Here is a 14,539-nt window from a genome sequence, read left to right on the forward strand (position 1 = left end):
GGTAACCATCGCCCGCCATACGGAATGAGAGCCGGCGGTGACCGTGCCGGAAGTCTCGGGTGGGAGGAGGTCGGGCCGGATGTCGTCTCAGATCGTGGACACTTCGAGGGGTGTGGTCCCGGACGGCCGGACCCTGAATACGACGTCCGTGGTCCAACTCGCCCACGGCCGCGCCGACATCGGCGAACCCGGCCCCGAAGCGCTCGCCCGAGTCGAGCGCTCCTGGCACGCCGCCCGCGAACTCGCCCTCGCCGGACGGGTGTACGGCCGCAACACTGGCGTCGGCGCCAACCGCACCGCCGCCGTACGGGCCGACGGGGACGTCGACGTGGACGCCACCGCCGAGGGCCACGGGCTGCGGCTGCTGCGCAGCCACGCCGGCGCCGTCGGCAGTCCGCTCCCCGCCCGCGAGGTGCGGGCCATGCTCGTCGTCCGCGCCAACCAGCTGCTCGCGGGCGGCGCCGGGCTCAACCCGCAGATCGTGCTCGCGCTTCTGGATGCCGTACGCAACGGGGCGCACCCCGTCGTGCGCGAGCACGGCGCCGTAGGCACCGGAGACCTCGCCGCACTCGCCCAGACCGGACTCGCCCTGCTCGGCGAGCAGCCCTGGACCGGGGGCCCGCCACCGCCCGCGGTCGCCCTGGACGGCAACGACGCGCTCGCCTTCATCAGCAGCAACGCGCTCACCCTGGGCCAGTCCGCGCTCGCCCTCGACGAGCTGCGCAGATTGCAGAACGCCTCGTTCGTCGTCGCCTCCCTGTCCCTCCTCGCGGCCGGCGGCTCCTACGAGGCGTACGCGGAACCCGTGCACAGGGCGCGCCCGCACCCCGGATCCGTCACGGCCGCCGCCCGGATGCGCCGCATTCTCGGTGCGCCCGCCCGGCCCGGTCCGCCCAGCGGGCGCATCCAGGACCCGTACGGATTCCGGTGCGTACCGCAGATACACGGACCCGCGCTCGACTCGGCGGACACGCTGGCCGGAGTGCTCGAAGTCGATCTCAACGCCGCCGCCGAGAACCCTCTGATCAGCGCCGACGCCCAGGGCGTCTACGGGGCGCTGCACCACGGCAGCTTCTACGCCGCACACGCCGCCTCCGCTCTCGACGGTCTGCGCCTCGCCGTGCTCCAGACGGCCCGGCTGTCCACGGCGCGGCTCGTCTCGCTCGTCGAACCGGGCATAACCGGGCTGCTTCCCTTCCTCAGCGAGGACACGCCCGCCAGCTCCGGGGTGATGATCCTGGAGTACGCCGCGGGTGCCGCCCTGGCCGAGATGACCTCGCTGGCACAGCCCGCCTCCCTCGGGCACGCGGTGCTCTCCCGCGGCGTGGAGGAAGTGGCCAGCTTCGCCTCTCTGGCGGCCCGGCACGCCCTGCGGATGCCGGAGCACCAGCGGCAGGTGCTGGCTTGCGAACTGGTCGCCGCGGTACGTGCGTTGCGGCAGCGCGGCACCGTCCCCGACCCCTCGCTGCCGGTCGGCCGGGCCTATGAGCTGGCGGCGGCCGAACTGGAGCCGGAGATGGCGGACCGTCCGCTGTCCGATGATGTAGATGTGGCCGTCGGTCTGCTCGACCGGCTCTCCGCGCTGTGAACGCGGGCACCGGTCCCGCGGCCCGCACGCCCGGCCGCCACAGCCGGCCGACCGAAGGCAGGAGGACGGGATGAGCAGCGCGAGCGCGCGGCTGCTGAAGCTCTTCGAGGGGCACAGGCTCACGCCGACCCAGCGCCGGATCGCGCACTGCATGGTGCGGCAGGCCGGAGACGCGCCGTTCCTCTCCAGCGTCGAGCTGGCCGAACTGGCGGGCGTGAGCCAGCCGTCCGTCACCCGCTTCGCCGTGGCCCTCGGCTTCGACGGCTATCCGGCGCTCCGCCGGCACCTGCGCGAATCAGCGCCGGAGGCCGGGACGGCGGCGGGCGCGGCGGGCGAGCGGGACGCCGAGCCCGATCCGTACAACGCCTACCAGCAGGCGGTGCACGCCGAGATCGACAATCTGCGCCACCTCGCGACGCTGCTCGCAGACCCCGCACCCGTGGAGCGCGCGGGACGGCTGCTCGCGGCCAGCCCGGTGCTGCCCGTGCTGGGCCTGCGCGCCGCCTCCGCGCAGGCGCGCGGCTTCGCCTACTTCGCCGCCAAGGTCCATCCCGGCGTACGGCTGCTGGACGAGGGCGGAAGCATGCTGTGCGACCGCATCGACGGCTGTGTACGGGCCGGAGCCGACGTGCTGTTGTGCTTCGCGCTGCCGCGTCATCCCAAGGAGGTCGCCGGGGCGCTCGACCATGCGCGGGAGGCGGGCCTGCGGATCGTGACCGTCGCCGACAGCGCCTTCGCGCCGGTCGCGCATCCCGAGGATCTGCTGCTCCCGGCGGCCGTCGGCACGGGACTCGTCTTCGATACGGCGTGTGCGCCGATGCTGCTGGGGCGGGTGCTGCTGGAGGCGATGTGCGACGGACTGCCGGAGGCGCAGTCGAGGCTGGAGGAGTTCGATGCACGGGCGGCGGAGCGCGGGCTGTTCCTGGAGTAGGCGGATTGTTCCTGGAGTAGGCGGGCGGTCCGTGCGGGCGCCCGGGTCGCGGGGGCGCCCGGCGGGCGGGGTGCCGCGGGTGTCGCGCGTGCTGCGGGTGCCGCGGAGCCGGAACGGCCGGAAGCCGGGCTGGCCGTGGCGGCCGGGCGGGCCGGAATGCCCGGGCGGCATCAAGCCGGGGCGGCCCGGCCCCTCGCGTCACCGCCGCCGTACGGGCCCCGGCCTTTACGCCCACGATCGCTCCGGCCCCGGCGCCAGCCCCCGTACGGGTCGCGGCCGAGGAAGGCGACGAGCCGGTCGCTCGGATCGGCCTCCGCCGGGACCGTGAGCGGCGGGCCGAAGAGCGGGTGCCGCGCCTCGGGCCTGGGCACCAACTGCCGTGCCGTGCGCATCAACGCGGTCGCCAGCGACGCCGGCACGGGCCGTGGCAGACCCGTGGCCTGTGCGATGTCCCAGCCGTGCACGGCGATCTCCAGGGCTCCCGCACGTGCGAGCGCCGCCGCAGTCAGCGGCAGGTCGCCGACGGCCACAAGCCGGCCCCGGGTGCCCCCGGCGGCCGCCCACGCGCCCATCAGCCGCGACGCCCGCGCCCGGAAGACGGCCGCGGGGTCACGGCCCGTTCCGCCCGCCCCCGCACCCGTACTCGCCCCCGCACCCGTACTCGCCGCCGCGCTCCCGGACCCGGACCCGGACCCGGGTTCCGTTGCGGGCTCCGGCCCCGGCAGCCCCACGTACCCCTCCTGGATCCCCTCGCACAGCGCGGCGAGCGAGTCGTCCGCGTGCCACAGCAGCGCCCGCAGGTCCCAACCGCCGCACGGCGTGGGGCGGTCGAGCGTCCCCGGCGTCACGGGCCGCAGCGCGCACAGCGCATAGCCGAGCGCCCGCTCCAGCAGCGCGGTCCCGTCCTCCGTCACCGTCCCGCCCGCCTCTCTCCGTCTCCGGTCCTCCCCCGTACGGACACGGCCGGAGCCCCGAACTCATCGGCGGCGTGCGGCGATTGCCATGAAGCCCCTGTTCACGGCCCACAGCACGACGCCCAGCGCGACGAGCAGTCCCGCCCGTACGTACACGTCCGCCGCACGGTCCGCGAGCGGGCTGGCCAGCAGGGCCGTGGCGAGCGCGCCGACGACGGGCAGGACGGTCGGCGTGCGGAAGTGGCGGTGCGCCACGCGGTCCTTGCGCAGCACCAGCACCGCGACGTTGACGACGGCGAAGACGCACAGCAGCAGGAAGGACGTGGTGTCGCCGAGGCCTTCGATCTCGCCCGTGGAGACGAGGGCGACGGCGAGCAGGGTGACGAAGACGATGCCCGCGACGGGGGTGCGACGGGCGGGCAGCACCCGTCCCATGAGGGCGGGCAGGATGCCCTCGTTGGCCATGCCGTAGCACAGGCGGGACGCCATCATGATGTTGATCAGCGCGGAGTTGCTGACGGCGAACAGGGCGATGACGGCGAAGAGTTCGGGCGGGAAGCTGACGCCGCCCGCCTTGACCACCTCCAGCAGCGGCCCGCTGGACTTCTCCAGCACCCGGAAGTCCACGAGCAGCGAGGAGACCAGCGCCACCAGCACGTAGACGGTGCCGGTGAGAGTGACGCCGATGAACAGCGCGCGGGGGAAGTTGCGGGTGGGCTCGACGGTCTCCTCCGCCATGTTGACCGAGTCCTCGAAGCCGACGAAGGCGAAGAACCCCAGCGCGGTCGCTCCCATCACGCCGGTGAGCAGCGCGTATCCGGAGCCGTCCGAGGTGTGGACGTCGCCGAGCCGCCCGGGGTCGCCCTCGCCCGAGAGCACGGCGAAGATCCCGATCGCGATGATGATCAGCAGCCCGGCCAGCTCGACGAGGGTGAGCACGACGTTCGTCTTCACCGACTCCGAGACGCCGCGCAGGTTGAGCGCCGCCAGCGCGAGGACGAAGAGGATCGCGATCAGCGTCGGCGACACGTCCACGAGTTCGCCGAGATAGTCGCCCGCGAAGGCGCGGGCCGCCGCGCTCGCCGACGACAGCCCCGAGCACATCACCATGAACGCCACGATGAACGTCAGGAAGGGCACCTTGAACGCCCGCTGCGTGTAGAGCGCCGCCCCGGCCGCCCGCGGATACTTGCCGACGAGCTCCGCGTACGAGGCCGCGGTCAGCAGCGCCACCGCGAACCCGATCACGAACGGCAGCCACAGCGCGCCGCCCACCTTGCCGGCGACCTTGCCGGTGGTGGCGTAGATGCCGGTGCCGAGGATGTCGCCGACGATGAAGAGGATCAGGAGTCCGGGCCCGATGGCGCGGACGAGCGGCGACCCGTCGGACCGGGCGTCGGGGTCGGCGGGCTCGGGGCCCTCGGCGTCTGGGGCTGCGTGAGAATCCGGCATGCGCTGTTGTTTCCCACAGGGGTGTTCATCCAGGCTGCGATGATCTGCGTACGTTCGTCCGGGTCTTCCTCCGTGGACGGCGTACGGCCGCCGGCGGCGGAGCGGTGACGGAACGCACGGTGACGGCGCCCTCCTGATGCCCTCCTGACGGCCTCGTGTTCGGCGCCCTCGTGGTCGCCGCCTCCCGGGCTTCCTGCCTGCCGTCCTTCCGGACACCGGAACCCCTGGTTGAGGAATGGACGGCCCCGGAGCAGTGTGAGTCCCTCCACCGGGAGAAGGGATCCACCCCATGACGTCAGAGCAGACGACGCCGGCCACCGCGGCGGCGAGCGGCCCGCGGACCCTGCCGCCCTTCCGTGCCGACCACGTGGGCAGCCTGCTGCGTCCGGCGGCACTCAAGCGCGCGCGGGAGGAGCACGGCGCCGGACGCATCGACGCCGACGAGCTGCGCGCCGCGGAGGACGAGGCCGTACGCGAAGTCGTCGCGCTTCAGCGCGAGGCGGGGCTGCGGGGCGCGACGGACGGCGAATTCCGGCGGCAGTCCTGGCACATGGACTTCATCTACTCGCTCGGCGGGATCAACAAGATCCAGGACGGCAATCTGCGGGTGAAGTTCCACAACGCGGACGGCGACATCGAGTGGGCGCCGCCCTCCGCACACGTCGACGAGCGCGTCCGCCTGGACCGCACGATCTTCGCCGACGCCTTCGCCTTCCTCCGCGACACCGTCGCCGACGGGATCACCCCGAAGCTGACCATCCCTTCGCCCAGCATGGTCCACTACCGCGGCGGGCGCGCCGCGATCGACGAGTCCGTCTACCCGGACATGGACGCCTTCTGGACGGACCTCACCGACGCGTACGCGGCCCAGGTGCGCGGGGTCTACGACCTGGGCTGCCGCTACCTCCAGCTCGACGACACCAGCCTCGCCTACCTCAACGACCCCGAACAGCGCCGCCACGTCGCCGAGATCGGCGGCGACCCGGAGCACCAGCACGAGACGTACATCGCCAACATCAACCGGGCCATCGCCGGGCGCCCCGACGACATGCGGATCACCACGCACATGTGCCGCGGCAACTTCGCCTCGTCGTGGGTGGCTTCGGGCGGCTACGACTTCGTCGCCGAGGCGCTCTTCGGCGGGCTCGACGTGGACGGCTTCTTCCTGGAGTACGACGACGAGCGCTCCGGGGGCTTCGAGCCGCTGCGCTTCGTGCCGAAGGGCAAGCAGGTCGTGCTGGGGCTCGTCACCAGCAAGCGGCCCGAGCTGGAGAGCAAGGACGCGCTCAAGCGCCGCATCGAGGAGGCCTCGCGCTACGTCGACGCCGACCAGCTCTGCCTCTCGCCGCAGTGCGGCTTCTCCTCGACGCTGGAGGGCAACAACCTCACGATCGACGACCAGTTGGCGAAGCTGCGGCTGATCGTCGAGACGGCGGAGGAGGTCTGGGGCGGCGCCTGACCGGCCCCTCCGCGCGGGGCCGTCTCAGGACGCGGCCCTGTCCGGGCAGGCCGGGAGGCCGGCGTCGGCGGACGCCGGCCTCCCCCTCGTCACGATCCTCACCGTGCCGGAGGTGAGCAGCCTGGCCTGCACCGAACCGCAGGCACAGCGCGTCCAGTTCAGTACGCCCTCTTCCGTGGGGTGCCGGGACAGATTCCGGAAGGGCCGGTCGTCGGGCCATCCGCAGTACGGGCAGTCGGACACTGGTGGCTCCTCGTTCGCTCGCTGTGCGGGTGCGTGCGCGGGTGTGTGTACGGGTGCATGCGCGGGTGCGGTGCGCATGCGCGGGGTGGTACGGCTCGTCGCCGGTGCCGCCTCGCACAACAAGCCTGCCGGGAGCGAACGTTCAGGTCCATGTTCGGTTTCTTCACCGAACCGTGTACAACGGTTACATGATTGATCTGCGTCGTCTCACCGGGCTCCGGGCGATCGAGCAGTACGGCACCGTCACCGCGGCGGCAGCGGCCGTGCATCTGACGCCGTCCGCCGTCTCGCAGCAAGTCAGGCAACTCGGCCGGGAGTTGGGCGTCACCCTGCTTCAGCCGCAGGGCCGCAAGGTGCGGCTGACCGAGGCCGCGCACGCGCTGCTCCGGCACGCCGACGCCATCGAGGAGCTGTGGCAGCGCACGGAGGCCGAGCTGCACGCCACCGCGGTCGGGCAGCCGAGCGGAGTCCTGCGGGTCGCGGGCTTTCCGACCGCCGCCTCCAGGCTGCTGGCGCCCGTGGCCGTGCAGCTTCAGCGGCGGTGGCCGGGGCTGACCGTCAAGATCCGGGAGGCCGAGCCGCTCGACTCGTTCGACCTGCTGTTCTCGGGCGACACGGATCTGGCCGTGGTCGAGGCGATGCCGGAGAACCCCCCGTTCAACGACCGGCGCTTCGAGCAACGGCTGCTGCTGGACGACCCGTTCGACCTGCTCACCACCGCGGACCACGCCTGCGCCCGCGAGCCCGGCCCCGCGCTGGAGGACCTGGCGGCGGAGCCGTGGATCCTGGACGCCCCCGGCAGCCCCTGCTCCACGCGTCAGCTCGTGCTGGCGCAGTGCCGCAGCGCCGGGTTCGCACCGGACGTCGCGCACGAGGTGCGCGAGTGGAGCGTCATCGCCTCGCTCGTCGCCCACGGCCTCGGCGTCGCCCTCGTGCCGCGCCTCGCGCAGCTGCCTCCGCACTTCGATCTCGTACGTACGCCGCTGACGGGCCGGCACGTGCCGTCCAGGCGCTTCCTGAGCGTCGTGCGGAGAGGCGGCGACGACCATCCCGCCGTGGCCGCCGCGCTTGAGCTGCTCGGCGAACTCGCCGCCAAGCACGGCGAGTTCGTGGCCGAGGAGGGCCGATCGGACGGAGCGGCCGGACCGGGCGGGCCGGGCGGGCCCGCCGAGGAGGACCGGTCGCCGGCGGGCGGGCCGGTGGGAAGCGGGCAGGTGGGAGGAGGCTGAACCGGGCTCGCGGGCGCGGGCGTCCCGTTCGGCCGTCCCGTTCGGCCGTCCCGTGTCGGCCGTCCCGTGTCGGCCGCCCCGTTCAGCCGCCCCGCTCAGCCGTCCCGGAGCGTGTCCCTGTGGGCGCCGCCCGAGTCCGCCACGATGCCGGCGAGCGACTGGGGTTCGCGGACGGTCATGAACCGCACCTTGCCCGGGGCGCCATCCGTCTCGCCGCTGCCGCCGGAGACCGTGAAGCCGTAGATCCCTGGCCGTGGCAGGGAGTTGTAGCCGAAGGGGTTGGAGAAGTAGTAGGCGCCGGTGTCCAGGAGCGCCGCGTAGTCGCCCTCCTCCAGCAGGGGCAGCCGCCTGCCGCGGGCCACCAGGTCGCCCGCGAAGCAGCACGGCCCTGCGATGTCCTGCTCGACCGTCCCGTCACCGGCCCCGTCACCGCCCTCGTGTTCGCGGCCCTCGTGTTCGCCGCCGACGCGGTCGTGTTCGCCGCCGACGCGGACGGCCGCGCCCTTCGGCTCGCCCTCCGCGTCGTACGCCGCGACCCGCAGCGGCCACGCCTCCGGCGTGAAGACCGTACGCACGGCGATCTGTGCCCCCGCATGGGTGACCGCGATGTGCCGTCCGCCCGCGGACTTCGCGTACTCGACGCGGGCGAGCACCGTGCCCGCCTTGGCCAGCAGCGACCGCCCGAACTCCGTGACGACGCCGTACCGCCCGTCGAAGAGCCCGGGCACGGTCGCGGCCAGCAGCCGCGCGTACTCCTCGAAGGTCGGGGTGATCTCGTCGCCGCCGAAGTTGACGGGGAGACCGCCGCCCAGGTCGAGGGTGTCGACCTGCTGCCGGCCGACGGCGGCGTTGATCTCCTCCGCCAGCTCGTACGTGGCGCGGGCGCCCTCCGCCATCAGCTCCAGCGGCATGCCCTGCGATCCGACGTGGGAGTGGAGCCGGGTGAGCCAGGGGCGTTCCCGGTAGGCCCGTACGACCCACTCGCGCGCCCCGGGGTCGACGAGGGCGACGCCGAACTTCGAGGTGGCGGTGGCCGTGCTCATCGCGCCGATGGATCCCTCGCCGATCTGCGGATTGACGCGCAGGCCCAGTGGCGCGGGCGCTGGCCCGCCAGGGGCGATCAGCTCGTCGAGGCGGGCGAGTTCCGCGGGGTTGTCGGCGTTGAGCGCGACGCCGAGGGCGAGGGCCTCGCGCAGCTCCCCGGCGGTCTTCGCGGGGGAGTCCAGCACGATCTGCCCGGCGGGCACGCCCGCGGCCCTGGCCAGGGCCAGCTCGCCGGGGCTGGCGACCTCGCAGCCGATGCCCTCGTCCGCGAGGAGGCGCAGTACCGGCACGAGGGAGGCCGCCTTCACGGCGAAGGTGTGCTGTACGGGGCGGCCGGGGGCGGCCACGCCCTCGAAGGCCCTCTGGAGCGCCGCCGCCGCCTCGCGTATCGCCCGTACGTCCAGGAGGGCGGCGATCGGCTGCCCGTCGCCGTCGACCAGGCCCTGCTCGACGGCGGCGCGTACGGCCAGGTCGCGCCGTGCGGCGAGGGCGGCGGCGGAGCCGGGCCCGGACTCGGATCCCGTGGTGGCGTTGCTGTCGCTGAAGTCGTGCATACGACAAGCCAAGCACGTCCGGTCCCGCCAGGGGTGGGGACCATCGGCGATATTGACTAGGTCTATTCACTCCGTACAGTGTGTGAATAAATGACGTCGGGGGAGTCGGCACAGGCACACGGCAGGGAGGCACCGGAGATGTCAGGACCGCGACCCGTACGGGCGCCGCGCGGCAGCGAACGGAGCGCCCGGGGATGGCCGCAGGAGGCCGCCCTGCGGATGCTTCAGAACAATCTCGACCCGGAGGTCGCGGAGCACCCCGACAAGCTCGTCGTCTACGGCGGCACCGGCAAGGCCGCCCGCGACTGGGAGTCCTTCGACGCCATGGTCCGCACCCTGCGCACCCTCGACGGCGACGAGACGATGCTGGTGCAGTCCGGCCGTCCCGTCGGGGTCATGCGCACGCACGAGTGGGCGCCGCGCGTGCTGATCGCCAACTCCAACCTGGTGGGGGACTGGGCCAATTGGGAGGAGTTCCGGCGGCTGGACGCCCTCGGGCTCACCATGTACGGGCAGATGACGGCCGGTTCGTGGATCTACATCGGCACGCAGGGCATCCTCCAGGGCACGTATGAGACGTTCGCCGCCGTGGCCGCCAAGAGGTTCGGCGGCTCGCTCGCCGGCACGGTCACGCTGACCGCCGGGCTCGGCGGCATGGGCGGCGCGCAGCCCCTCGCCGTGACGATGAACGGCGGCGTCGTGATCTGCGTCGAGTGCGATCCGTCCCGCCTCGAGCGCCGCATCGGCCACGGCTATCTGGACGTACGGGCCCATTCCCTCGATCACGCGCTGGAGTTGGCGACGAAGGCACGCGACGAGCGGCGCCCGCTCTCCGTCGGCGTGCTCGGCAACGCCGCCGAAGTGGTGCCCGAGCTGCTGCGGCGCGGCGCCCCGGTCGACATCGTCACCGACCAGACCAGCGCGCACGACCCGCTGGCGTACCTGCCCTCGGGCGTCGACTTCGATGACATGGAGCGGTACGCGGCGGACGAGCCCGCCGACTTCACCCGTCGGGCGCGCGAGTCGATGGCCCGGCACGTGGAGGCGATGGTCGGCTTCATGGACGCCGGCGCCGAGGTCTTCGACTACGGCAACTCCATCCGCGGCGAGGCACAACTGCACGGCTACGGGCGGGCGTTCGACTTCCCCGGCTTCGTACCGGCGTACATCAGGCCGCTGTTCTGCGAGGGCAAGGGGCCCTTCCGCTGGGCCGCGCTCTCGGGCGACCCGAAGGACATCGCGGCCACGGACCGCGCACTGCTCGAACTCTTCCCCGAGAACGAGTCCTTGGCCCGCTGGATCGCGCTCGCCGGCGAGCGCGTGCACTACCAGGGCCTGCCCGCCCGCATCTGCTGGCTCGGCTACGGCGAACGGGACCGCGCGGGCGAGAGGTTCAACGACATGGTGGCGAGCGGCGAGCTGACCGCCCCGCTCGTGCTCGGGCGCGACCATCTCGACTGCGGCTCGGTGGCCTCCCCGTACCGGGAGACCGAGGCGATGCGCGACGGCTCGGACGCCATCGCCGACTGGCCGCTGCTGAACGCCATGGTCAACGCGTCCTCCGGCGCCACCTGGGTCTCGATCCACCACGGCGGCGGCGTCGGCATGGGCCGCTCGCTGCACGCGGGCCAGGTCACGGTCGCCGACGGGACGCCGCTCGCGGGCGAGAAGCTGCGGCGGGTGCTGACCAACGACCCGGGCATGGGCGTCGTACGCCACGTGGACGCCGGATACGAGCGGGCGGAGGAGATCGCCGCCGAGCGGGGCGTGCGGGTGCCGATGCGGGAGGGCCCGGAGGGCCCGGGAGCCCCGGAAGGCGGGATCGGCGCGTGACGACAGGGAACGCGGCGAACCCCGACGGCGCGGACGTCCCGGCGCCCGCGGCCGGAGAGCCGCCCCGCCCCGGAACGGCGGCCGGACCGGCACCGGACTCCGGGCACGGCGCGAGCGGCCCGAGCGGCGGGGGCGTGCCCGGCCGGGGCTCGGGCGGTGACGTCTCGGGCGTCTCGGGCGGCGCGGACGTGCATGGCGCGGACCGCGGGGGCGTGCTCGGCCGGGGTTCGGGCGGTGACGTCTCGGGCGTCTCGGGCGGCGCGGACGTGCATGGCGCGGACCGCGGGGGCGTGCCCGGCCGGGGCTCGGGCGGTGACCTCTCGGGCGGCGCGCGCGGCGTGGACGCGCATCGCGCGGACCGCGCGGCCGTGCCCGGCCTCGGCGGGGGCCGCCAGGCCCAGCCCGCGCACGCCTCGTTCCACGAGATGTGGCGCGAGCTCGCCCCCCTCGGCCGCCATCGCGAGAGCGGCGGCTACCGCCGCTACGCCTGGACCGGCGCGGACTCCGACTGCCGCGCCTGGTTCCGCGCACAGGCCCAATCCCGCGGTCTGGCCTACGAGTCGGACCGCAACGGCAACCAGTGGGCCTGGCTCGGCGCACGCACGTCGGCGGAGATCGCCCCGGGGAAGGCCGTCGTCACCGGCTCCCATCTGGACTCCGTACCCGACGGCGGCGCCTTCGACGGCCCGCTCGGCGTCGTCTCCGCGTTCGCCGCGCTCGACGAACTGCGGGCGCGGGGCGCGCGGTTCACCGTCCCGCTGGGCATCGTCAACTTCACCGACGAGGAGGGCGCACGCTTCGGGCTCGCCTGCGTCGGATCCCGGCTCAGCGCCGGGGGGTTGAGCAGGGAGCAGGCGCACCAGCTGCGCGACGCCGACGGGATCAGCCTCCCGCAGGCCATGGAGCGCGCCGGGCAGGACCCCGACTCGATCGGTCCCGATCCCGAACGGCTCGCGCGCGTCGGCGCGTTCGTCGAGCTCCACATCGAGCAGGGGCGCGCGCTCGCGGGCCCGGAGGCGCCGGGCTCGCCGGGAGGCTTCCCCGTCGGCGTGGCCTCGGCGATCTGGCCCCACGGCCGCTGGCGCTTCGACTTCCACGGCGAGGCCAACCACGCGGGCACCACGCGCCTGGAGGACCGCCGCGACCCGATGCTCACGTACGCCGCGACCGTGCTCGCCGCCCGCGAGGAGGCCGAACGCATCGGCGGGCTCGCCACGTTCGGCAAGGTCGCCGCCGAGCCGAACGGCGTCAACGCCATCCCGTCCCTCGTGCGCGGCTGGCTCGACTCCCGCGCCCCCGACGAGGAGACCCTCGCCGCCGTCGTCTCCGCCGTCGAGGACGCGGCCACGCTGCGCGCCCGCGGCGACGGCGTCGAGGTACGCGTCACCCGTGAATCCCGCACGCCCGTCGTGGAGTTCGCCCACGGCCTGCGCGACCGGATCGCCCGGGAGCTGGGCGGGGCGCCGCTGCTGCCCACCGGCGCGGGCCACGACGCGGGCATCCTTTCCGCCTCCGTACCGACGGCGATGCTGTACGTGCGCAACCCCACCGGCGTCTCGCACTCGCCCGCCGAACACGCCGGTGAGGACGACTGCGTGGCCGGAGTGAGAGCACTCGCCGACGTGCTGGAAGGGCTGGCCTGCCGATGACCTCCCCGTCCGTGACATCCGACGCCCCTTCCCGTACGTACTGGTGCAGCCACGCCTGGCTCAACGGCACCGTCGAGCCGGACGTCGTCCTGGAGACCGGCGGCGACGGCCGCATCACCGCCGTACGCACGGGAGCCGGCGCCCCGCCCCCGGGCGCCGAACCGCTGCGCGGCCTCACGCTGCCCGGCCTCGCCAACGCCCACTCGCACGCCTTCCACCGGGCGCTGCGCGGCACGGTGCAGATCGGCTCGGGCACGTTCTGGACGTGGCGCGAGATGATGTACCAGGCCGCCGGCGCCCTCGACCCCGACTCCGCATACGCGCTGGGCCGCGCCGTGTACGCCGAGATGGCGCTGGCGGGCATCACCTGCGTCGGCGAGTTCCACTACGTGCACCACGCGCCCGGCGGCGAGCGCTACGACGACCCCAACGCCATGGGCCGCGCCCTCATCGCCGCCGCGGCCGACGCGGGGATCCGCATCACCCTCCTCGACACGGCCTACCTCGCCTCCGGGTTCGGACGCGACGGCAGGGGCGCGCCGCCCGGCCGCCATCAGCTGCGCTTCTCCGACGGCACGGCCGCGGCGTGGGCCGAGCGGGCGGCGTCGCTGCGCGCCCAGGAGGGCGGTCACGCGCGTACGGGCGCCGCGATCCACTCCGTACGGGCCGTCCCCGCAAGGGAGTTGGGCCCGGTGGCCGAGTGGGCGGAGGAGCGCTCCGCGCCGCTGCACGTCCATCTCTCCGAGCAGACCGCCGAGAACGACGCCTGCCAGGAGGCCCACGGCTGTACCCCGACGCGGCTGCTCGCCGACCACGGGGTGCTCGGCCGCCGCACGACCGCCGTGCACGCCACACACCTCACCGGTGAGGACGTCAAGCTGCTCGGTGACGCCTCCGTCGGCGTGTGCATGTGCCCCACCACCGAACGCGACCTCGCCGACGGCATCGGGCCCGCGCCCCGCCTCGAACGCGCGGGCGCCACGCTCTCGTTGGGCAGCGACAGCCACGCCGTCGTCGACCTGCTGGAGGAGGCGCGGGCCCTCGAACTCGACGAGCGGCTGCGCACCCGCGCACGCGGCCACTGGACGGCCGCGCAGCTGCTGCGCACGGCCACGGAGCAGGGGCACGCCGCGCTGGGCTGGCCGGAGGCGGGGCGCCTGGAGGCGGGCATGCTCGCCGACTTCACGACGGTGGCGACCGACTCGGTACGGACGGTGGGGCCCGCCCCGCGCATGGCCGCCGAGGCCGTGGTCTTCGCGGCGACGGCGGCCGACGTCCGCCACACGGTCGTCGCCGGCCGGCACGTGGTCCGCGACGGCCGCCACGCGTACGTCCCCGACGTCCCCGCGGCCCTGGCCGAGGCGATCGGTGCCCTCCACTGACCCCCGCCCGGCCTCCGGGGCCCGACCGGCACCCCGGAGTTGGGCTTGCTCCCCGGAGTCGGACCGGCACCCCGGAGTCGGACCGGCGTCCCGGAGTTGGGCTGGCACCCCGGAGCCGGACCGGCGTCCCGAAGTCGGACGCCCCCCGGAGTCGGACCGGCGTCCCGAAGTCGGACGGTCACCCCGAAGTCGGGCTGGCGTCCCGGAGTTGGGCTGGCACCCCGGGCCCGGCCGTACCCGGAGAGCCGGAGCCCGGGGGGA

The 14,539-nt window shown here is 74.1% G+C and carries 10 protein-coding genes; 7 read left to right on the plus strand and 3 right to left on the minus strand.

The genetic code is table 11. The features are described from left to right. Positions 1–79: 79 nt before the first annotated feature. Together HCC61_RS24955 and HCC61_RS24960 are read left to right on the plus strand one after the other, a co-directional pair. The gene (locus HCC61_RS24955) at positions 80–1,588 is read left to right on the plus strand and encodes an aromatic amino acid ammonia-lyase (protein ID WP_169139023.1); all 1,509 of its coding nucleotides are present in this window, start codon (positions 80–82) and stop codon (positions 1,586–1,588) included. Positions 1,589–1,658: 70 nt separating this feature from the next. Then, positions 1,659–2,519 (plus strand): MurR/RpiR family transcriptional regulator, encoded by an 861-nt coding sequence (locus tag HCC61_RS24960; protein WP_169139025.1) that lies wholly within the window; start codon positions 1,659–1,661, stop codon positions 2,517–2,519. 170 nt (positions 2,520–2,689) lie between these two features. Here the strand turns inward: HCC61_RS24960 and HCC61_RS24965 are convergent, their stop codons facing one another. Continuing rightward, positions 2,690–3,433, minus strand: coding sequence for a maleylpyruvate isomerase family mycothiol-dependent enzyme (locus HCC61_RS24965; protein ID WP_169139027.1), 744 nt, complete (start codon positions 3,431–3,433; stop codon positions 2,690–2,692). Positions 3,434–3,496: 63 nt separating this feature from the next. Then, positions 3,497–4,885, minus strand: a complete 1,389-nt coding sequence (locus HCC61_RS24970) for an APC family permease (protein ID WP_169139029.1) — start codon at positions 4,883–4,885, stop codon at positions 3,497–3,499. 289 nt (positions 4,886–5,174) lie between these two features. Here HCC61_RS24970 and HCC61_RS24975 point away from each other — a divergent pair, with 289 nt between their 5' ends. After that, the gene (locus HCC61_RS24975) at positions 5,175–6,344 is read left to right on the plus strand and encodes a 5-methyltetrahydropteroyltriglutamate--homocysteine S-methyltransferase (protein WP_169139031.1); all 1,170 of its coding nucleotides are present in this window, start codon (positions 5,175–5,177) and stop codon (positions 6,342–6,344) included. 431 nt (positions 6,345–6,775) lie between these two features. Further along, entirely contained in the window at positions 6,776–7,816 is a 1,041-nt protein-coding gene (locus HCC61_RS24980) for a LysR substrate-binding domain-containing protein (protein WP_169139051.1), read from the plus strand. 95 nt (positions 7,817–7,911) lie between these two features. Here the strand turns inward: HCC61_RS24980 and HCC61_RS24985 are convergent, their stop codons facing one another. Next, entirely contained in the window at positions 7,912–9,414 is a 1,503-nt protein-coding gene (locus HCC61_RS24985) for a diaminopimelate decarboxylase (RefSeq protein WP_169139053.1), read from the minus strand. 138 nt (positions 9,415–9,552) lie between these two features. On the opposite strand from HCC61_RS24985, the gene hutU reads away from it, so the two are divergent. From hutU to HCC61_RS25000, 3 genes are all read left to right on the plus strand, one after another. Beyond that, positions 9,553–11,247: a urocanate hydratase gene (gene hutU / locus HCC61_RS24990; protein ID WP_169139055.1), complete on the plus strand. Its 1,695-nt coding sequence runs from the start codon at positions 9,553–9,555 to the stop codon at positions 11,245–11,247. A 425-nt stretch (positions 11,248–11,672) separates the two neighbouring features. Next, positions 11,673–12,896 carry an allantoate amidohydrolase gene (locus HCC61_RS24995; RefSeq protein WP_169139217.1) on the plus strand — a complete coding sequence of 408 codons (1,224 nt, stop codon included), beginning with the start codon at positions 11,673–11,675 and terminating at the stop codon, positions 12,894–12,896. A gap of 11 nt (positions 12,897–12,907) precedes the next feature. Continuing rightward, the gene (locus HCC61_RS25000) at positions 12,908–14,278 is read left to right on the plus strand and encodes a formimidoylglutamate deiminase (RefSeq protein WP_346777372.1); all 1,371 of its coding nucleotides are present in this window, start codon (positions 12,908–12,910) and stop codon (positions 14,276–14,278) included. The last annotated feature ends 261 nt before the right edge of the window (positions 14,279–14,539 follow it).

The sequence above is a fragment of the Streptomyces sp. HNM0575 genome (assembly GCF_012726265.1).
Taxonomy (GTDB): domain Bacteria; phylum Actinomycetota; class Actinomycetes; order Streptomycetales; family Streptomycetaceae; genus Streptomyces.

Coding starts and splice junctions, on each gene's coding strand:
- HCC61_RS24955 (WP_169139023.1), top strand. CDS start 80: ATGTCGTCTCAGATCGTGGACACTTCGAGGGGTGTGGTCCCGGACGGC.
- HCC61_RS24960 (WP_169139025.1), top strand. CDS start 1,659: ATGAGCAGCGCGAGCGCGCGGCTGCTGAAGCTCTTCGAGGGGCACAGG.
- HCC61_RS24970 (WP_169139029.1), bottom strand. CDS start 4,885: ATGCCGGATTCTCACGCAGCCCCAGACGCCGAGGGCCCCGAGCCCGCC.
- HCC61_RS24975 (WP_169139031.1), top strand. CDS start 5,175: ATGACGTCAGAGCAGACGACGCCGGCCACCGCGGCGGCGAGCGGCCCG.
- HCC61_RS24980 (WP_169139051.1), top strand. CDS start 6,776: ATGATTGATCTGCGTCGTCTCACCGGGCTCCGGGCGATCGAGCAGTAC.
- HCC61_RS24985 (WP_169139053.1), bottom strand. CDS start 9,414: ATGCACGACTTCAGCGACAGCAACGCCACCACGGGATCCGAGTCCGGG.
- hutU (WP_169139055.1), top strand. CDS start 9,553: ATGTCAGGACCGCGACCCGTACGGGCGCCGCGCGGCAGCGAACGGAGC.
- HCC61_RS24995 (WP_169139217.1), top strand. CDS start 11,673: ATGTGGCGCGAGCTCGCCCCCCTCGGCCGCCATCGCGAGAGCGGCGGC.